The organism is Vibrio fluminensis (assembly GCF_015278125.1).
GTDB lineage: Bacteria > Pseudomonadota > Gammaproteobacteria > Enterobacterales > Vibrionaceae > Vibrio > Vibrio fluminensis.
Genome location: NZ_JADILO010000010.1, coordinates 1 through 18568, shown reverse-complemented (window position 1 = coordinate 18568; position 18568 = coordinate 1). Strand labels below are relative to the sequence as shown.

The 18568-nt window shown below is 45.7% G+C and carries 23 protein-coding genes; 7 read left to right on the top strand and 16 right to left on the bottom strand.

The window, feature by feature from the left end; genetic code table 11:
• The first annotated feature begins 13 nt into the window (after positions 1-13).
• Positions 14-1021: a LacI family DNA-binding transcriptional regulator gene (locus IRQ95_RS09245; RefSeq protein ID WP_194436672.1), complete on the top strand. Its 1008-nt coding sequence runs from the start codon at positions 14-16 to the stop codon at positions 1019-1021.
• A gap of 67 nt (positions 1022-1088) precedes the next feature.
• On the opposite strand, the gene IRQ95_RS09240 is transcribed toward IRQ95_RS09245, so the two are convergent.
• From IRQ95_RS09240 to IRQ95_RS09230, 3 genes are all read right to left on the bottom strand, one after another.
• Positions 1089-1598 (bottom strand): MerR family transcriptional regulator, encoded by a 510-nt coding sequence (locus tag IRQ95_RS09240; RefSeq protein WP_194436747.1) that lies wholly within the window; start codon positions 1596-1598, stop codon positions 1089-1091.
• 88 nt (positions 1599-1686) lie between these two features.
• Complete coding sequence (locus tag IRQ95_RS09235) at positions 1687-2310, bottom strand: MOSC domain-containing protein (protein WP_194436746.1); 624 nt, start codon at positions 2308-2310, stop codon at positions 1687-1689.
• Positions 2311-2474: 164 nt separating this feature from the next.
• Positions 2475-2885, bottom strand: coding sequence for a PaaI family thioesterase (locus IRQ95_RS09230; protein WP_194436671.1), 411 nt, complete (start codon positions 2883-2885; stop codon positions 2475-2477).
• 26 nt (positions 2886-2911) lie between these two features.
• On the opposite strand from IRQ95_RS09230, the gene IRQ95_RS09225 reads away from it, so the two are divergent.
• The gene (locus tag IRQ95_RS09225) at positions 2912-3187 is read left to right on the top strand and encodes a DUF134 domain-containing protein (RefSeq protein ID WP_075649153.1); all 276 of its coding nucleotides are present in this window, start codon (positions 2912-2914) and stop codon (positions 3185-3187) included.
• 35 nt (positions 3188-3222) lie between these two features.
• Here IRQ95_RS09225 and nqrM read toward each other — a convergent pair whose 3' ends face one another.
• From nqrM to IRQ95_RS09210, 3 genes are all read right to left on the bottom strand, one after another.
• Entirely contained in the window at positions 3223-3417 is a 195-nt protein-coding gene (gene nqrM, locus IRQ95_RS09220) for a (Na+)-NQR maturation NqrM (RefSeq protein WP_075649154.1), read from the bottom strand.
• The gene (locus IRQ95_RS09215; RefSeq protein WP_194436670.1) at positions 3414-3851 is read right to left on the bottom strand and encodes a NifB/NifX family molybdenum-iron cluster-binding protein; all 438 of its coding nucleotides are present in this window, start codon (positions 3849-3851) and stop codon (positions 3414-3416) included. The genes nqrM and IRQ95_RS09215 overlap by 4 nt, the downstream gene beginning before the upstream one ends.
• Positions 3852-3965: 114 nt before the next feature.
• Positions 3966-4613, bottom strand: a complete 648-nt coding sequence (locus tag IRQ95_RS09210) for an exonuclease domain-containing protein (RefSeq protein WP_194436745.1) — start codon at positions 4611-4613, stop codon at positions 3966-3968.
• 411 nt (positions 4614-5024) lie between these two features.
• Here IRQ95_RS09210 and IRQ95_RS09205 point away from each other — a divergent pair, with 411 nt between their 5' ends.
• The gene (locus tag IRQ95_RS09205; protein WP_194436669.1) at positions 5025-7118 is read left to right on the top strand and encodes a methyl-accepting chemotaxis protein; all 2094 of its coding nucleotides are present in this window, start codon (positions 5025-5027) and stop codon (positions 7116-7118) included.
• A gap of 67 nt (positions 7119-7185) precedes the next feature.
• On the opposite strand, the gene IRQ95_RS09200 is transcribed toward IRQ95_RS09205, so the two are convergent.
• The 4 genes from IRQ95_RS09200 to IRQ95_RS09185 form a co-directional block, all read right to left on the bottom strand.
• Positions 7186-7599, bottom strand: a complete 414-nt coding sequence (locus IRQ95_RS09200) for a GFA family protein (RefSeq protein ID WP_075649157.1) — start codon at positions 7597-7599, stop codon at positions 7186-7188.
• A gap of 51 nt (positions 7600-7650) precedes the next feature.
• Positions 7651-7890, bottom strand: a complete 240-nt coding sequence (locus IRQ95_RS09195) for a hypothetical protein (protein ID WP_194436668.1) — start codon at positions 7888-7890, stop codon at positions 7651-7653.
• Positions 7891-7997: 107 nt separating this feature from the next.
• Positions 7998-8504 (bottom strand): hypothetical protein, encoded by a 507-nt coding sequence (locus IRQ95_RS09190; protein WP_348541598.1) that lies wholly within the window; start codon positions 8502-8504, stop codon positions 7998-8000.
• A gap of 222 nt (positions 8505-8726) precedes the next feature.
• Positions 8727-9041 carry a helix-turn-helix domain-containing protein gene (locus IRQ95_RS09185; protein WP_194436743.1) on the bottom strand — a complete coding sequence of 105 codons (315 nt, stop codon included), beginning with the start codon at positions 9039-9041 and terminating at the stop codon, positions 8727-8729.
• A gap of 138 nt (positions 9042-9179) precedes the next feature.
• On the opposite strand from IRQ95_RS09185, the gene IRQ95_RS09180 reads away from it, so the two are divergent.
• Complete coding sequence (locus tag IRQ95_RS09180; RefSeq protein ID WP_194436667.1) at positions 9180-9500, top strand: hypothetical protein; 321 nt, start codon at positions 9180-9182, stop codon at positions 9498-9500.
• 268 nt (positions 9501-9768) lie between these two features.
• The gene (locus tag IRQ95_RS09175; protein WP_194436666.1) at positions 9769-11682 is read left to right on the top strand and encodes a methyl-accepting chemotaxis protein; all 1914 of its coding nucleotides are present in this window, start codon (positions 9769-9771) and stop codon (positions 11680-11682) included.
• A 71-nt stretch (positions 11683-11753) separates the two neighbouring features.
• Here IRQ95_RS09175 and IRQ95_RS09170 read toward each other — a convergent pair whose 3' ends face one another.
• The 5 genes from IRQ95_RS09170 to IRQ95_RS09150 all read right to left on the bottom strand — a co-directional run bounded on the left by IRQ95_RS09170 (position 11754) and on the right by IRQ95_RS09150 (position 14813).
• Positions 11754-12437: a glutathione S-transferase family protein gene (locus IRQ95_RS09170; protein ID WP_194436665.1), complete on the bottom strand. Its 684-nt coding sequence runs from the start codon at positions 12435-12437 to the stop codon at positions 11754-11756.
• Between the two features lie 130 nt (positions 12438-12567).
• A complete protein-coding gene (gene sigZ, locus IRQ95_RS09165; RefSeq protein ID WP_194436664.1) occupies positions 12568-13140 on the bottom strand; it encodes an RNA polymerase sigma factor SigZ in 573 nt (190 codons plus the stop codon).
• Positions 13124-13420, bottom strand: a complete 297-nt coding sequence (locus tag IRQ95_RS09160; RefSeq protein WP_075649163.1) for an ArsR/SmtB family transcription factor — start codon at positions 13418-13420, stop codon at positions 13124-13126. Before IRQ95_RS09160 ends, sigZ begins: the two co-directional genes overlap by 17 nt.
• Positions 13421-13979: 559 nt before the next feature.
• Positions 13980-14531 carry a carboxymuconolactone decarboxylase family protein gene (locus IRQ95_RS09155; protein WP_194436663.1) on the bottom strand — a complete coding sequence of 184 codons (552 nt, stop codon included), beginning with the start codon at positions 14529-14531 and terminating at the stop codon, positions 13980-13982.
• Between the two features lie 39 nt (positions 14532-14570).
• The gene (locus IRQ95_RS09150; protein ID WP_102778453.1) at positions 14571-14813 is read right to left on the bottom strand and encodes a DUF2798 domain-containing protein; all 243 of its coding nucleotides are present in this window, start codon (positions 14811-14813) and stop codon (positions 14571-14573) included.
• Positions 14814-14961: 148 nt separating this feature from the next.
• On the opposite strand from IRQ95_RS09150, the gene IRQ95_RS09145 reads away from it, so the two are divergent.
• Positions 14962-15885 (top strand): LysR family transcriptional regulator, encoded by a 924-nt coding sequence (locus IRQ95_RS09145; RefSeq protein WP_194436662.1) that lies wholly within the window; start codon positions 14962-14964, stop codon positions 15883-15885.
• A 72-nt stretch (positions 15886-15957) separates the two neighbouring features.
• Here IRQ95_RS09145 and IRQ95_RS09140 read toward each other — a convergent pair whose 3' ends face one another.
• A complete protein-coding gene (locus IRQ95_RS09140; protein WP_194436661.1) occupies positions 15958-16473 on the bottom strand; it encodes a hypothetical protein in 516 nt (171 codons plus the stop codon).
• An 802-nt stretch (positions 16474-17275) separates the two neighbouring features.
• Here IRQ95_RS09140 and IRQ95_RS09135 point away from each other — a divergent pair.
• Positions 17276-18352, top strand: coding sequence for a permease (locus tag IRQ95_RS09135; RefSeq protein WP_194436660.1), 1077 nt, complete (start codon positions 17276-17278; stop codon positions 18350-18352).
• Positions 18353-18568: the final 216 nt, after the last annotated feature.

Here is an 18568-nt window from a genome sequence, read left to right as displayed (position 1 = left end):
AAGGACACGGGACATGCCAACCATCAAAGAAATCGCGCAATTAGCAGAATCTTCTATCTCTAGCGTGTCCCGGGTCATTAACAATTCTGGTTATGTCGGTGAAGAAGCGCGTAAGCGTATTCAAAAAGTGCTCGATGAAACGGGCTACCGACCTAACGCGCTTGCCAAAGCCCTGCACTCTAAACGCAGCCAAACCATCGGCGTGATCTTGCCAAAAATCAATGCGACCTCTTCAGGTGAAAACATTGCCGGTATTGACCAATACTATGCCGACAAAGGCTATTCGATCATCCTAGGCAACACCAACCACTCTGTAGATAAAGAAGTTGAGTTTTTGGATCTGTTCGCCGAAAAGCAGGTGGATGGCATCATATTGATCGCGACCACCATCACCCCAGAGCACGAGGCTAAAATTAAGAAACTGCGCGTGCCTTTAGTTGTGATGGGACAAACCGCCACCGATGGCTCACCAAGCGTGCTGTTTGATGAGATCTCAGCGGCAAAAGATATGATGGCGCATTTGGTTGCGCTCAACCACCAGCGCATCGCCTTTATTGGTGTGTCTGAGCTGGATATCTCGGTGGGTCAAAAGCGTAAACAAGGTTACTTAGAATCACTCGCGGCACACGGCATGCAAGCAAAGCCGGAGTGGATGAGCATTGGTGATTTCTCAGTAGAGAGTGGTTATAAGGCGTGCGAAACCATTTTCACCAATAGCCAAACTAAGCCAGATAGCATCTTTGCGGTGAATGATAAAATGGCAATCGGCGCGATTAACTACCTGTTAGAAAATGGCTACCGCGTACCGCAAGACATCAGTGTGTGTGGTGTGGGCGGCGGGGCAATGTCGGCTTACTACAACCCGAAGATCACCTCACTGGTGTATGACTTTCACGAGTCTGGCCGCATGGCTGCGGAGCTGCTGCACGGCTTAATTGAAAAGACCCAAACCATCGCCAAAAACCACATCAGTTTTGTGCCTTACTCGTTGGCTCAACGTGATAGCACTGAACAGAAATAGCCACCAATAAGTCAGCACCTAAAACACAAAAAGCCAGTCACTCGACTGGCTTTGATTTGGCTGATACCTACATCTTACGGATCTGCGCTATCTCATCAGCATCAATAGCTAAAGATTCAAGAAACTTCTGATGCTCCTGTGGCTCCATCTCTTCAAACTTCTGGTGCCACTTCACCATGTCTGCTTCGGTAAAACCAGCGGCTTGCATAATTTCGACCCAACGTTGTTTATTCACGCTCTTATCCTCTCTTAGATTTGGTTCTTGCAGCAGGGCAACAATCGCGCTTTGCTGCGCGCGTAATGTTTGGATCTCTCGCTCTAACTCTTCAAAGTGATCTTTCAAGATAGTCGCTTGAGATTGCCCCTGTTTGTCCAACAAAGTGCGAATACTGGTTAACGGCAAGCCATAGGAGCGATAAGATGAGATGGCTTTTAACCGTGCAATCTCTTTGTCGCCATACCAGCGATAACCATTTTCACTGCGCAACGTAGGCAGCAATAGCTGCTCTTTTTCGTAGTACAAAATCGTAGTGCGCGAAATCCCGCACTCTCTCGCCAGTTGAGTAACCGTTAACATATTCTTGCCTCTTTGTGGTTCAGGCTGCATCTTCAACCCTCGACTGATAGACGGGTCAACACGTTTTTTTCATTATGCTCTTTTCACCTTAAGCGTGACCGAGTAAACGGAAATTCCAGTTCTCAACTTCACCGGTGGCAATGCGCTGCAGCACTTTGTCACTCCAACTCTTTGAAAGTCTTTCCTGCGCTTTAAGCTGCTCAAGACCTTCTGGATTAAGCGGGTCACCAAAATAGCGCTCACACACCGCTAAGATAGAGAGCGGATTGGCCACTCGTTCAATCAAGACTAGCGGCGCATCAACACTCACCACGCCAGGCTGTATCACGCGATATAGCCAGCCACAGCGACTAACATCTTGCATATCCACAGAGAAATTCTCAACGCCCCAGCGCTGGCTTAACTTCATGCAAGGTGAACGTGGCTGGCTCACTTCAATAATCGCCTCACCCCACTGGTAGCGATCGCCAATACAAACATCGGCTTCAGACATACCAAAGGTACTGATGTTTTCGCCCATACCCGGCGCCTGCCACGTATGCTCACTGCGGTATTTACTCGCCCAATATTCATAGTGTTCGGCAGGATATTGATGCAACGCACGCTCTACACCACCATGAAATTTAGTCTCGGCGCATTCGTCGCCTTCCAAACCAGTCGCCGACAAATAGAGCTCGCCCGTAATTGGTGATTTGTCTATCGCGGTCGTCATACCAAAACGCTCGGCGACTTTACCTGTGTAAACACCTGATAACTTGTACTGTTGAGACACGTGACTGCTCTCCCTGTATTGATTAGCTGCGCGCTATTCTGCTGTGCTGATTACAAAATGATATCGCTATGCTAACACGGAAAGCTCACAGGAAAACGGGGAAGTTAATTGGTGTCAGGTAGCGATAAAAACTGACTTTTAGCACTCGAACAGACCTGCCCTTCAACACTGATTTGACTGCTCAGTTGATGCAAGTTGCGCTTGGTGGCGAGCCACCTCGCCTCCACCACAATACTGACACCAACCGGAACTGGTTGATGAAATCGAGTTTCTAATTTGGCAGTCATTGCGGTGATGCCCATGCTAAACAAGCAATGCAGCATCGCACTGTCATGTAAGGCTGTGATTAAGCCGCCTTGCATAATACCAGCGTAGCCTTGCACCCTATCTGTTGTTACAATCTCAGCTCTAACCACACCGAGTTCAACGGTTGTGAACTGAAGGGTGTTATCAGCAAAAAATGGCTGTTGGCAAACCACGCAATCCGCGTGATTGTGAGGAAATATTGGCTTCATGGCGTACTAGCCTTTAGGAAATAGTTATGGCTCGACCTAAAATCCATCGCGAAATCTGCACTCGCGCCCCTTACTCATGTTTTAAGCCAAACGGGGTTCCGATGACTGACTTAGAGCAAGTTGAGCTGCTACCAGAGGAGTTGGAAGCGCTGCGACTGGCGGATCAGGAAGGATTGAGCCAACTCGACGCCGCAGCCCAGATGCAGGTATCTCGCCAAACCTTTGGCAATATTGTTAAGCGAGCAAGAAACAAAGTGGCACATTGCTTAGTCAATGGTCATGCGCTGGTACTGAGCAAATAACTTAACTAATAAACAGCAGATGCCAGATCTCGCTGCTATTTAGACGGCTCTTGAATTTGATACAGCACTTTGTGTTCCGCGCACACCTCTTCACAGTTGCACTCGCGTTCAATATCAATTGAAGCCAGCCCTCCGCAACTGCCAGCGATTGGCTTACGCGAGAACATCACGCCAATCGCCATCAAAGCAATAATCGCCACAAAAGCCAGCACAGTCAGTATTAGCGTCATTTGCCGATCCTAGTGATCTTAGCAAAATTCGCCGGTGCTAATCGAGCCAATAGCGATGGCTTAGCTGCTGGCTTGCTGCCACAACAGCCACTTTGCTTACGTGGCTCTCTGCCATATTCCAAGCTTTTCACTTGCTCTAAATTGGCAAAGTCGAGTTCTTGCACGGGCACTTTTGCCGGGGATACCAATACGGTTAGTTGTCGGTCAAACAGGCGTTGCAGCATTTTTTTACCAATCGCTCGGACGACCACCGCATCAACTTGGTAGGTATCGAGAATTTCCATCCACTGTTTTTTCTTACCACATTGCGAAGGGGTTTCCACTAAGGTAATAAGTTGATGGGTATTACGCTCATCATCAACGATCAGCACTTGCGGAGAGCGAGAGAAGTGATTGGCAACTTCAGCGTTGCGACTAGGAATAGCGTATATCATGGGCACTCGGAATAGGTGACTTCACTGTGCCTCTATTATTGCTAGTTATTGGCATATGCCAATAACTAGCAATGAGATCTTAGATTGCGCGCTTGCTTAATGATTAAACGAATTTTACAAACTCAGCTTATTCGCTATCTTCTGCGCTTCTTTTCGAAGCATCTGATCAACCACCGCTTTCGAGGTTTTGCCTACTTTGACCATTAAATCAAAGCTCGGCTCAGCAATCGCATACTTTTCTTGCACCGTCGCCAACTGCGCTTGCCACAAATGTGCGGTCATTTCGGCATCGGCTAACGCGCGGTGAAAAACGCCATCATTGGCAATTTGATGGTACTTCACCAAATCACCGAGCTTATGTGAACTACTCTCTTGATGCAGGCGTCTTGAAACCAACAGTGAACAAGCAAACTTACCATCGTAGTTGCGGTTGATTAGCTGTAACTCACCATCCAGAAAACGTTGGTCAAAAGAGGCATTGTGCGCCAATAAGTTACTGCCTTGAATAAAGTCAGCAAACTCATCCATCACCTCAGCACAACTTGGCGCGGTCGCTAGCATATTGTTGGTGATACCGGTGTAGCCTTCAATAAAGCTACTCACGCGAAAGCCTGGATTCATCAAACTTTGGAAACGGTCGACAACCTCACCTTGGTGCAATTTAACCGCACCAATTTCTATCGCGCGATCACCTTGTTGCGGTGAAAGACCCGTGGTTTCAAAGTCGAGAACAATAATCGAGCTTGCTGCTGATGGAATAATCACAAAACACCTAATAGAGAACAGGAAACCGGGTGAGTTTAACGGCGGATTGGATTAAGCGCAAAACATCGATTCACTCAATTTAAAATTTGACCTAACGCACTAAATAATCAAATAATTTCGAGTGTTTCCTCTGTGATCATTGCACGAGTCATGCGTCAATTTATCGGCGCATTATTGCCATCACTGAGAGATGTTTATTAAAATTCATATAGTTAGGAAAATTCCTACGCCGAATATGAAAACTCTCTCACTGCCATAATACAAGCACACCAACAATCCCATTCATAAACCAATTTAAACCATTAACAATCAAACACATACGCAAATAACTCATTCAACTCTTGCCGCTATAATCGCCGCCCAATCACACAAAAATAATAAATTCACATAACTGAGAGTTAATTGAGAATGTTTAATAGTATTCGTACTCGAATTGCTGTGACCGCTGGTGCGGCAATGGGCTTTACCCTGCTTATTGCCATGGGCATGACCACTAATGCGTTTACCGACGTAAACCAGCAAATCTCAGCAAAAGTAACCACCCAACTGACTGAAGCAACCACATCTCACTTACGCTTTACCGCTTCAGAGCAGAGCAAAACCATCGCAACTGAGCTATTTCCTGTTACGCGCAGCCTAAGCCAGTTACGCTCAATTATGGAGCATAGTGCCGCGGATAAAGCTGGTGCCGACGCTCTGGTTAACCATTTTATCGCCGCACTCAAAGCGCAAGATGAAGCGGTGTTCGCGGGTTACTTAGTGTTTGAAGAGAAAACTTGGGCGCCAGAAAGTGAAGCTGCGGTTGCTGCTGCATTTAGCCCAGATGGTTACCTTGCTCCATTCTTTTCGCCAAATAGCCAAGGTGGTTTTGATGCGCTGGGCATGGCAAGCTTTACCAATACCCAGCTTAACGCCAATGGCGAACGCACCGATGAATGGCACTTAGCGCCATTTGAAACAGGTCGTCCATTTGTGATGGAGCCTTACATGTACCCGGTGCGTGGTAAGCAAGAGCTAATCACCACCATCAGCCAACCAATTCGTTTAGACGGTAAAATCATTGGCTCGCTGGGCTTTGACCTATCACTCGAGAAGCTACAAGGTCAAAGTGAACTGCTTTCACGCGATCTGTTTGGCGGACAGGGCAATATCATCATTGCTTCGTGGAAAGGGGCGACGCTGGCGAACAGTAACCTGCCAAGCTCGGTGGGTAAAAAGGTACCAAGCCAGCTATTTAAGCAATGGTCAAATATCCAAGATCTCGCGACTCAAGCGGATATCGGCATGATGACGCAAAATGGTCAAGAGTATGCCATCACATCAATCAAAACCTCAGGCGCACCATGGGTGGTGATTGTTTCTGTTCCGACCCAAGTGCTACAAAAAAGCATCACTGAGTTCGCAAACTGGAACGATGAGATGAACAGCAGCGCACTGGAGAAAGGTATTTGGGCAGGCGTACTAGCGATGTTGGCAGGCGTGATTGCCATGACCTTAATTGCCTCATCATTAGGACGCGTATTAGCGAACCTAGTGGAGCGTTTTAAAGATGTCGCACAAGGTGATGGTGACCTGACTTACCGTCTAGAAGTGAAAGGCAAAGACGAAACTGCGCAGTTGGCACAATGGTTTAACGCCTTCTTAATTCGCATGCAAGAGATGATTAAAACCGCCAAGCAGACCGCAACGCAAGTGGAGCACCACGCAGGTGAAGGTCAAGCCAGCGGACAGGTTGCCAAAGAGAAACTGAATGCACAGCTAAACGAAGTCAACTCTCTCGCCACGGCGATCAACGAGATGACCGCGGCAGCCCAAGAAGTGGCCAACTCAGCAGTTCAGGCGGCAACCGCTGCTGGTCAAGTGCAAGTTAGCAGCCGTAGCGGTATGGATCGCATGGATAATGCAGCCGTTGCGATGGAAGATCTGGCAAACCAAGTGAACCACGCACAGGCGCAAACCCTTTGCTTGGCTGAATCGAGCGCCAATATCCAAGGCATTTTGACTGAGATTGGCGGCATTGCCGAGCAAACCAATTTGCTAGCACTCAATGCAGCAATTGAAGCGGCTCGCGCGGGTCAAGCTGGTCGTGGTTTTGCCGTGGTTGCTGATGAAGTGCGTAACCTCGCTAATCGCACCCAAAGCTCAACGGAGGAAATCCGCACTATGCTGGCGCGTCTAGAACAAGACACACAGAACATTGTCGGTTTGATGCAGAAGAGCCAACAACAAGCGGCAGACACCAAAGGCGAAACTCAAGCGGCTCAAATGGCACTATCTGAAATCAACCAAGCGATTGAAGTGATCAACGATATGAACAATCAGATCGCTTCAGCGGCTGAAGAACAAAGCCTAGTGGCAGAAGAGATTAACCGTAACGTAGTGATCATTAATGACACCGCGGTGGATGTGATGGATACCATGACGCAATCGGTTGAAATCAGCCATGAGCTCTCTCTTGGTGCCACTGAACTACACCAAGAGTTGAATAAATTTAAGATCTAATCTGACTCGCTCTCTCAAATAAAACAGCGTCCTTAGCGACGCTGTTTTACTCTCTAAAGCTGACCGTCTAAGGTTGACCGTCCAAGGCTTTAACGCCTTCAGGAATTTGATACCAAGAAACCTTCTCTTTTACCCACACATGCACCTTAGGTTCAAAGATAGAATCATCTTCAAGCGCGACCGGTTTAAGCTTAAGTTTGATCAGCTGAGGCTCTTGTGGATTGAGATGGTAAATGCGGTTGCCGCAACCCGTACAGAACTTCGCGGCATTGATATTACCGCTGTCAGTTGGGCGACTCCACTCACCCATCTCGCCGCTAAATTCAATATCTTCTGCTTTCACTACAGCTGTCACGCTAAACGGCGCCGTCGCAAGCTTTTGACACTCGGTACAATGGCAGGCTGCCACCATCTGCGGCGCGGCTTTAAGTTGATAGGTTACCTGACCACACTGACATTTCCCTTCAATTGGGTAACTCATGACGCTCTCCTTGTCTCTCACTATTTCGTGTAACTACAGCTATTAATACAGCTATTGAAACTCTTCGCCCTTGTTGTCTAGCGTCATATGCTGGCAATGAGAGCACTGCTCATAGCGATCAATCAGATCCAATGAAGCTAATGGCGCACTCAAAGTGGCAGCCGAAAAGAAGCCAGACAAAAAAGCTTTAAACTGCTCTTTACGGCTTTTGCCATAAGGTGAAGGTTTCTGTTTTATGATTTCTTTGTGCTCGCACGTTTTTCCACAATTTGAGCAATAACGAACCGCCATCGCTTTCTCCACTACTCAATACAACAGGGATTAACACCCATCAACTGCTAACAGGATGGGTCTAAGTGTCGGTTCAGACTACAAATTCGTGTCACAAAGGTCAAATTTTACTCAGTGCTAGCCCTTGGCGGCCGATTAGATTGCTGGTTCAACTGCTGCATAATCACCTGCTGTTGAGCGGTACTCGATTCTAGCGCCTGAGCGGTAACTTGAATCGCTTTTGCCATCGATGAGATGTTGGTCGTTGCCTTAACCAGCCCTTGTTGTAATGGCCGCAACACAAACCAGTAAATGGCCGCTAGCGCCACCACAAGCAATAAGCCAATCGCGACAGCGACGATGATCACTTTAGTCTGCAAATCATCCATAAAATTCTGACTGGTCGAGATCATCTTGGCACTGGTTTGATTAAACGCGGTAGGCAGTTGCTCAATCGACTCTCTTGATAGCAATACCAGTTGATCGAGATTATCTAAAGTATGCCCAAGCACTTGCTTCTGCTGATCCGTCAAATTATCACTCGACGATATTTTTTCTAGCGCCAACCCAATTTGATCTAGGGAATCTTTAGTCGCATCAAGTGAGCGCTCGATACCATCGAGTTCGAGCGACACATTAATATTTACCAAAGGTTCAGAGGGTGTATCAATTGATGGTTGGTCTGTCTGGGCTCGACATATTGAGGAAGACAAAATTAAAACTAATAACCAAGCTATCCGTTGCCACTTCATCAATCGCACTCCCTACTCTCATTGCTATATCAATGTTAGTGGTTTAATTGAACGAGCGCTTCTAACAACACCAACAATGTGACCGTAACGGCAGGGAACATACAGTTACCTCTTGGCAACCTGCATAATAAAGCGAACTAACATCGCTTGAGCCTCTGGGCTAAGCAGTCGAGCCGCAGCCAACAAATCGGCATGAGTAAATGGCTGGATTTCTTTGACATCAAGAGCGATATCTAAATCGGTTAAGTTCAATGCGCGAAGGATCGAACGATATTGAGACATTTTCATATCGGATTCCCCTCGTTCTATACGCTGATAAGTCTTCAAACTCATTCCGGCCACATCTGCCATTTGTTGACGTGTTAACTTGGCAAGTTTTCTGCGGGTTGTAATCACTTGCACAATAGGATCAATCATAATCACCACCCTAAACGGACATATTTGACCTAATAAAGGCAATAACTAGACCATGTTAACTAGATGATGTTTACCCCGTCCCGCAGCAACCCAAAATAGCCCAACTTTTTAATCACTTAGATGCGGAAACGTTGGCTAGACATGGAAAAAGAAAAGAATATCTTTGATGCAAGTTGCGAAATTGACCTTCGCAATTTGCAAAAAAACATAGCAGATCTGGTTGCATATGTGGAACTGAGATCACTAAGCAAACAACAAGACACTCATACCGCATTGAAGCAATCTCAATATCGCTTAATTAAGTACAAAGAGTTGCTTCTGCACGCAGAGCATCTTGATGAAACCGAACTACTTTTGATGTACACCGAGCTATCAAAAGTAGAGAAATCAATCGCCAAACTGGGCGTTGATGCCTTAACTATTGCCATCGATAGATTAGATAAAGCGTTTCTAAATAACTAATATACCCAAGCCGAAATTCAACTCGGCTTGAGTGTCATCTCTACCTTATAGCACTCAACACATCAGCTCCTTCTGGTCACCTTGCAAATACCCAAACTCAAATTCCAAGACAAATAAATTTAGTTCTCATTTTTTTGTAAAGAAATGCAACGAGCTGCCGCTATCTTACGCGTATTGGAACTATCTACGAACGGATGACCGCCTATTAGGGTAAGCAGGCGAACCCAATCATCACCATATGACACGCTATAACAAGGTAGATGAACCAATGAAGTTGAATTCAATTAGCATCAAACAAAAGGTTGTTGCCGGGATTACTTTCGCTGTGCTCGCATCAACGATCATCATGGGCGTTCTTGCCTACAACCAATCTCGCAGTGTAATCGAGCACCATCTGATCGACGTGGAACTGCCATCACTGCTGGATGACATCAGCAGCCAAATCGATCGCGAAGTCAGCGAAATGCTACTCGCAGCGGAACAGCTCACCAACAATGAGTTTATTAAGCATGCCGTTGATGGCACTGAAATAGACACCACCACTCAAGCGATGTTGGTTAAAGAACTCAACAATGTTCGCCAGCAATATAAACTGAATGATGCCTCGGTAGCTAATCGCCAAACCGCGTACTACTGGAACCAAAATGGCTTCTTGCGCCAACTGAATCAGCAGCAAGATGGCTGGTTTTTTGGTTTCACTCAATCAGGCAAACAGACCTCTGTTAGTATTTTCCAAGAGCCGACTGGTGAAGTGAAGATGTTCACTAACTACCAACTCGTGCATGGTTTAACCATGGCGGGTCTATCGAAATCGATGGACGATATGGTCTCTCTGCTCAACAACTTTAAAATCGAGCAAACCGGCTTTGTGTTTCTAACCGATGCGCAGGGTGCGGTAAAAATCCATCGTGATCGCTCGATGGCTGATTCAACACTTTCTCGACTCTATGGCGCCAACGCGACCAATTTGCTTAATAAGCACCACTTCAATTTAATCGAGGCGGATTACCAAGGGCAACGCGTATTCGTTTCTAGCGCTTATGTGCCATCAATGGATTGGTATGTAGTTGGCGTAGTGCCAGTGAACGAAGTGTTCGCTGACCTTGCCGATGTTGCGAAAGAGATGGTGATGACAACGGCGGTTATCGCCGCAATCTTTATCTTTATGGGTTTACTGTTAGCCAATAGCATCACGCGTCCAATTCGTTCTATCGCACAACGTTTTAGCGACCTTGGCAAAGGTGACGGCGACCTGTCACAACGCATTGAAGTGAAAAGTCGTGATGAAATCGGTCAGCTTTCAGAAGGCTTTAACGGCTTTATTGATAAAATTCACCAATCGATGAAAGAAGTGGCGTTCACCAGCCACGCATTGCAAGTGGCGGCGGATAGCGTATCGGATCGCGCTCACTCTACACACGATAATAGCCAACAGCAGCATGACCAAACCATTCAGTTAGTCACCGCGATTAACCAAATGGGAGCTACCATCAGCGAAATCGCGTCTAACGCAGCTACAGCAGCTGAGACAGCAACTCTTGCATCCGACAACACCCAAGTGGGTCAAAGCGTTGTAAACACCGCCAAAGAGGCGATAAGCCGCTTAGCGTTGGATATTGATAACACAGGTCAGGTGATTGAGCAGCTTGCAGCAACCACTCAAGAGATCGGTTCGATTCTCGATGTGATCCGTGATATTTCCGACCAAACCAACCTACTCGCGCTGAATGCAGCAATCGAAGCGGCGCGCGCAGGCGAACAAGGTCGTGGATTTGCCGTAGTTGCTGATGAAGTACGCAATCTAGCCAGCCGCACAGCATCATCAACCGATGAAATCCAAAAGATGATTAACCAGCTACAAAGCGATGCTAAAGATGCCGTAATGGCGATGGAAGCAGGTAAAGCGGTGACTCATGAAGGGGTTGCGTCATCTGACGAAGCGGTTGATGTGCTGCGTAGCATTTCAGAACGCATCCACGATATTTCAGATCGCAATACGCAAGTGGCGACGGCAACAGAAGAGCAATCGACCGTGGTTTACACCATCAATAGCAACATTGATGAAATCAATGCGATTAACTCAGCCACCACCAGCACCGCTGAAGAGTTGGCGCTAGCCAGTGCAGAACTTAAAGATCTATCACAACGCCTAGACAGCATGGTGGGTAGCTTTAAGCTTTAAGCTGTAACTCAACCTCTCAAACAACAAAGCCCCGCTAATTTTGCGGGGCTTTTTCATTCTCTAGCAACAGATTAGCAGCAGTTTGACTCGCCTTTGCACTGCACTTTCTCCATCCCTAAATGGGTTTGCTCTGATAGGTAAAAGTTAGCAAACACTTGCTCAAAATCTTCTGGCACCGAGCGCGCCATCAAACCAGTTTCAAGCAACGCTTGCTGCCAAGCTTGTACCTTAGGAAAACCTTGCAACATATCAACGCAGCTATGTTGCTTAATAATATGCGCGCGGTGCAGCAATGGTAACCAAGCGATATCAACGTTACTCAGTTGCTCGCCTTTAAAATACGCGCCCTCGCCTAGCTGCTGCTCAACTTTCGCAAACGCTTTTTGCAGATTGGCAAGTCGCTCACTAAACAGCGCCTGATCGCTACTGCGCATGGTGCTACATTGAGCCAAGTAGTGCTTAGCACCCAAATAGCTCCACGCTCTATCTAACGCGCGTTGTTCGTTGCTAATGCCTTGTTCTAACGGACCATACTCATCTTCGATGTATTCAATAATCGCATCAGATTCAAATAGAGCCGTGCCAGCCTCAGTCACAAGCAGTGGTACTTGCCCATTCGGTGAAATGTCTAAAAACCACTGCGGTTTATCACTTAGGCTAATAAACTCAATCTCATAAGGGATCTGCTTTGCCTCTAACGCTGCAGTGACACGTTGAACAAACGGGCAGATTTTAAAGCTAACGATTTTGATCATCTTTCATCTCTCTATTTAGGGGGCGAAACCGAGTAATTGGGTTTCGCTTACATCCCTAAGACGACGGTTAAAACTGAAAGATGAAATGATTTCGATAAAAATGGAAACTTTTCCCTTGTCCGAGGAAAAATTAGCAACGCGAGCAAGCTTTGCCTTTTTGATGGTAATCGACCACGTTACCGTGTTTGTCTAACTCAAGCTCACAGCACTCTTCAAACAGCTTTTTCAGCTCTGTACGGCTCTTTTGCACGCGAGATTTCAGGGTGGAGTAGCTAACGCCTTGCTGCTCAGCCAACTCTTTTTGGCTCACCCCCTCTAGCTCAACGCTACCGAGAAGTTCAGCACTCGACTCAGGCAATGCTTGAATAAATGGCGCAATGCAATTTGCCAGTTCTTGCTCAACGCTTTCCGGGGCTTGTGCAAACCACAAATCATCCGCTTGAAGATCATTATCGCGCTGAGTACGAGCACGCTTACGATAAAAATCGATGATGGTTCGCTGCGCCAACTGGAATAACCAAGACTTCACACTGGATTCGTTTTGTACATCCGCCAAGCTTTGATAAGTTTTTATCAAAATCTCTTGTTGCAGATCTTCAACATCAGCCTCATTGGCGACTTTGCTGTGCAAAAACGCCTTGAGTGAATGTTGATACTGACGCCAAACCTCATCAAGGTTCAGTGAATTACTGACACTTTTCATCTGCACAACACTCAGCTTGCAGAAAGCCAATCACACCTTCCAAACACTGATATTCAGCGACACAGAACAGGGTGCGACCTTCACGGCGTTGACTAATCAAACCAGCAGATGCCAAGCTAGCAATATGGTGTGATAGCGTTGAACCTGGGATATCCAACTGCTCTTGTAAGCCACCCACTGCAATACCTTGATGACCCGCTTTGACGACGCTTTTGTAGATCGACAAGCGAGTCGGATGCCCAAGCTCTTTAAGGGCTTTAGCAACGCATTCTAGTTCCATTGTGTTCTCCGATTCTTTATATATTTCCACAATAGTCGAAATGTATTTTAAATGCAATCTTAAAGCGTGGGGTTGTTTGTTGTGGGGCTAAAAGTAGGTCATTTTCGCGAAGGCAGAAATCTTAGTTTTGATTTTAGTTGGTGGGTTAGTTTATCAAGAGGTTTGGTTGGTCAATGGGTTATGTCCCGCTTAAAAGTCTGTCGATCACTTTAGCTTCGTTGTCAGCGGTCCAGTTACTCTTTGTCTTACCAAAGAGTAACCAGAAAGGCGCTTTTGTATAGCACGCGTTGTCCAGCCAGTTTTAGGCGTTCCCGACGCCGAAAACCTAAAAATGCTGTCCTGCATTTTTGCTTATGGTTGTGGTTTATTGGAGTAAATCATTTTTGGATAGAAACGCGTTAAATTTTAAGCTCTAACGCATCAATGTTTGACTATCAAACCTTATCAACCAACACTCAACTTCTTCGGATACTCGAATAGCACTTTCTATCTCAACATCCAAATTTTCGTAAAAAAGAGCGAACTTACTCTTTCGCTCTATGAAATCTAGCACGTGGGACTATTTCTTTGACCAAGCAAACTTCTCAAATACTTTGTCTACTGGCGTGTGAGCAACGTGGTTGACGTAGTTACTGATCACTTTTTGCGATAGACCAAGGATCACTTCCAGTACCTGTTGCTGACCGTAACCTGCCGCAAAGAATGCCGCTAGCTCTGCTTCTGATACATTGCCACGCTCACGAACTACTGCAAGAGTGAAGTCTTTCAGAGCTTGAAGCTTTTCTGTTGGCATTGCTTCATCCTTACGCAGTGCTTCAATCAATGCAGGATCAACCTTCATTGAGTGCGCGATCCCAGTGTGTGCAGGAACGCAGTAGTGACACTCGTGTTCAACGTTGATGGTCTGCCATACCACTGTTAGTTCTTCGGCATCAAATGATGTGTTAGTGAATTGCTGATGCAGTTGCGTGTACGCTGTTAGGATTTGAGGAGACTCAGCCATTACTGCGTAAAGACCAGGAATCATACCCATTTGCTTTTGTGCGCCTTCAAGAATTGCTTTGCTTTTCTCAGGTGAAGACTCAACAGTGTGTAGTTTGAATTCACTCATTTTCTCTTTCCTATTCTTTAACTTGTTAACTTTACTGACTTATTTTGCTTCTGGCTCTAGCAGCACTTTGGTTACGAAAAGACGAACAGTTGGTGCTACAAGGGCTAAAACTAACAGTGCAGATGGCACCATTTGTGAAACTGCGTTTAACCATGCATCAAAGAATGCGCCGTTCTCTGGCAGTGTTTTAGCTACCATGATGGCTGGCATGCTAAGAAGCATAGTAGGTAAAACCATAGAAACCATTAATGGGTATTGGAACTTACGTGAAAACTTTTTCATGATTGACTCTCTTATGCCTGACTTTGATTGGCTAACTGATGGGGTCATACTAGCCCCGTCCATCACGATCAAAAACAGACAACATTGAACTTGAATCTTTCATATTTGAATGATTAACTCAGAGTGCAATCTTCAAGAGCGATCAATTATGAAAGCAAAAGACATCTCCAATCTCTATCTGTTTTGCCAATCTGTCGAGTGCGGTGGCTTTGCAGCAGCGAGCCTTAAAACACACGTTTCAGCCCCAACATTATCAAGGGCTGTAGCAAGCCTTGAGGATAAACTGGGTGAAAAACTGGTACACCGTAATGCAAAACAGTTCCAGCTCACGACAGCTGGTGACGAATATTACCAGCGCTTCGCTACCCTATTTATGCAGCTGAATGACGAATGGACACAGATCTCGAATAGTCAGCCTGTATTAACGGGTGAAATCCGAGTATCTTGCCCTGAGCCATTTGCTGATAATTTCCTGCAAAAGATGGCGATTGAGTTTATGCAGCTTCACCCAGAGGTCTCCGTCACCATTCAATTTAGCGCAGGTACAGAACGTTTCTTTGATGAGCAGATTGATCTTGCGATAGCGACGACGCCTCCTCATGCCAATCATTTAATACAGCGTCAGTTGTTTGAATCACAATTAATGCTCGCGGCATCACCCAGCTATATTGAAAAACATGGTCAGCCAGAACGAGCAGAAGAGTTAATTAACCATCAGCTACTCTCAGGTAATAACTTGCCATATTGGGAGCTTAAAGAAGATGGCAAAACACTCCGTATTCCCTATCAACCTCGTTACTCAATCAGCAGTCTACGTTTAAATATTGATGCGACATTGGCAGGTGCTGGGATCTGCATGATGCCAAGAGCAGCTTTTGAAAAGCATGCAGATAGAAAAGAGTTGGTCGAGGTGTTGCCAGAACTTGAATACCCAACGGGTAAAGCATTCTTGGTGTGGGCAGACAGAAAGCTGATAGCGACCAGAGTGGTTGCCTTTAGGGACATGATTTTTGAACGGTTTGGGCAATCTGCTGAATTTCTGGCTTCGATTCACTCAGAGCGAGACTCGTAGTTGTTATATTTATGAAATGAAAAACGCCAGACTAGACGAACTAATCTGGCGTTTATTATGTGACTTTAGCGATTACTTTTTACGAAAATATAAGAATGCATTCAACCACGCTAAACCAAGAATAGTCAGCGTCATTACAGGTGGTTTAGACTGAAGCGGTAGCACTTCGGCAGGCACATTTGGCAGTAGGTGAACATACACTGCAACGATCATAATTGCTGTCGTTAATAGCGTTGCTAACTCTATGGCTTTATCTTTAATCGGTGCTGCAAGTGCCTTATTACCAATCATCACCACAAGCAACAGTAGACCTGCAAAAATCTCACCTAATTGACCAGCCCAGCGAGACAACGTTGGTAAAGGCAGTTCACTCAGTGCAATTTGTTTTGCAAACATAGCCGTGAACGGGTCAAAGAATTTTACCATTCCCGCCATCACCATAAAGGCGCCAAGTAGACCTGTTAGGATCTTTTGAACTTTTGTTCCTACGCTGTCGGTTTTGTCATAGCTACGAACCAAAAAAATACCCGTAACGAGTAGCATCGTGCCAATAAGAGATAGCTCAAGAATTAATTGTGATGTGCTCATAGCAAACCTTCATTATGTGTTATCAAGTTGATGGCACTATTCTACGAAGCACTCTAAGGTTCAAAAATAGACAACTTTGTTCTATATCCATGCAAAAATGAAAGATTGAATTGTTTATAGATTTACTTCCTAGACCGTTTTGGGGCAAATCTGAGTTACAACCATACTTCGATACTGGTCGCCCATTTACTTATAAAAAGACTACTCTACTCAGCCAAAGATATGCATCACTTTAGGTAAAAATGCAGGACAGCATTTTTAGGTTTTCGGCGTCGGGAACGCCTAAAACCGACCGGACCACGTCAAAGATACTAAAGCGCCTTTCTGGTTACTCTTTGGTAAGACAAAGAGTAACTGGACCGCTTGTTGCAGAGTGAAAGAGAGCGACACACTACTAAGCGGGACATACCCACTAACTAACTCACCAAATCAACAAAAACAAAAGCCAGATTCCCCGCCTTCGCGTGGAATGACAAAGGTTGAGTCTATCGCTCAAAAGCGTATGAGTGGCAAGCCATCACGGCAAGACAAAGAGTAACTGGACCGCTTGTCGCAGAGTGAAAGAGAGCAACACACTACTAAGCGGGACATACAGCAATACTCATACAGCAATACTCAAGCTCAAACAGAACCCAAAACCTTACTATCCCACTGATTCTAAAAACAATCCCCCTAAAAAAGACAAGTTCATTAGCTATCCCTAATAAATTTATTTCGATTTTTATCGAAATAACACTTGATCATTAGCGAAACATTTCTATAATTCGAGAAACTTCGAAATTAAACAGAATTTGAGGCTCCTATGAGTAATGAATTGATGACAATGGCACGCGACGCCCTAGACATGTTCGCGTTTTTAGCGGTGGAATTGATTATCCTTTTCCTAGCAATCAGCTACATCGTAGGTGTGTTGCAAGAATTTCTAACCCCGGAAAAGATCCAATCGATCCTAAGTTCGCGTAACGGTAAAGGTTACTTTATCGCGGCACTATTAGGTTCTATTACACCGTTCTGCTCGTGCTCAACCATTCCTTTCCTAAAAGGTTTGCTACGTGCTCGTGCTGGTTTTGGTCCGATGATGGTGTTTCTATTCGCAAGCCCACTACTTAACCCAGTAATTATTGGCCTATTCGTAGTGACATTTGGCTGGCAAGTGGCGTTGTTCTACTTTGCTATCGCAATGACAGTATCGGTTGTGGCGGGTTATGTGTTGGAAAAACTGGGCTTTGAGCGTTACGTAAAACCTGAAGCTTACGAATCTGCGAATGCATCAAGCTGCTCTAGCAAATCAAGCTGTGGCGATAGCAAACCAGCAGTAGAAGCGACAACGTCTTGCTGCACTAAACCTGAGCCTGTGCCTGCACCGACTAGCTGCTGCACAAGTTCAAAACCAGAGCCTGAAGTGAAAGTCTCTTGTTGCTCAACTGACGGTACCGCGACTGCAACTATGGTTGAAACCAAACAACCAAGCCGTTGGATGCGTATTTGGCTTTCAACTTGGAAAGACTTTAAACAAGTACTGCCTTACTTAATGCTAGGTATTGCGATTGGCTCATTTATCTACGGCTTTATTCCAACTGACCTAATCGCGGAATACGCTGGTGCGGGTAAATGGTATGCGATTCCTGTAGCGGCAGTAATTGGTATTCCTTTGTACATTCGTGCTGAAGCGGTCATCCCACTAAGTGCAGCATTGGTACAAAAAGGCATGGCGTTGGGTTCAGTAATGGCGTTGATTATCGGTAGTGCGGGTGCAAGTTTGACAGAAGTTATCTTGCTTAAGTCTATCTTCAAGAACCAAATGATTGCGGCATTCCTAGTGGTTATTCTAAGTATGGCGATTGGCGCAGGCTTCTTGTACACAGTGATCTTCGGCTAAATGATTTTCGACTAAACCAGTTAATCCACTAGTCTTTCAAATTTCAAATCACTTAACACAAAACAGCAACTCAATGAGTTGCTGTCAGATTGATGACGAACCCCGCTTTTTCAAGCGGGGTTCTTTTTTGGAAGCGACCGTAGGTCGCGATCGCGATATTTTTTGTTATACCGTGCGCAGAAGCTTCCATTCATTACATAGGCATACAGAAGCAAG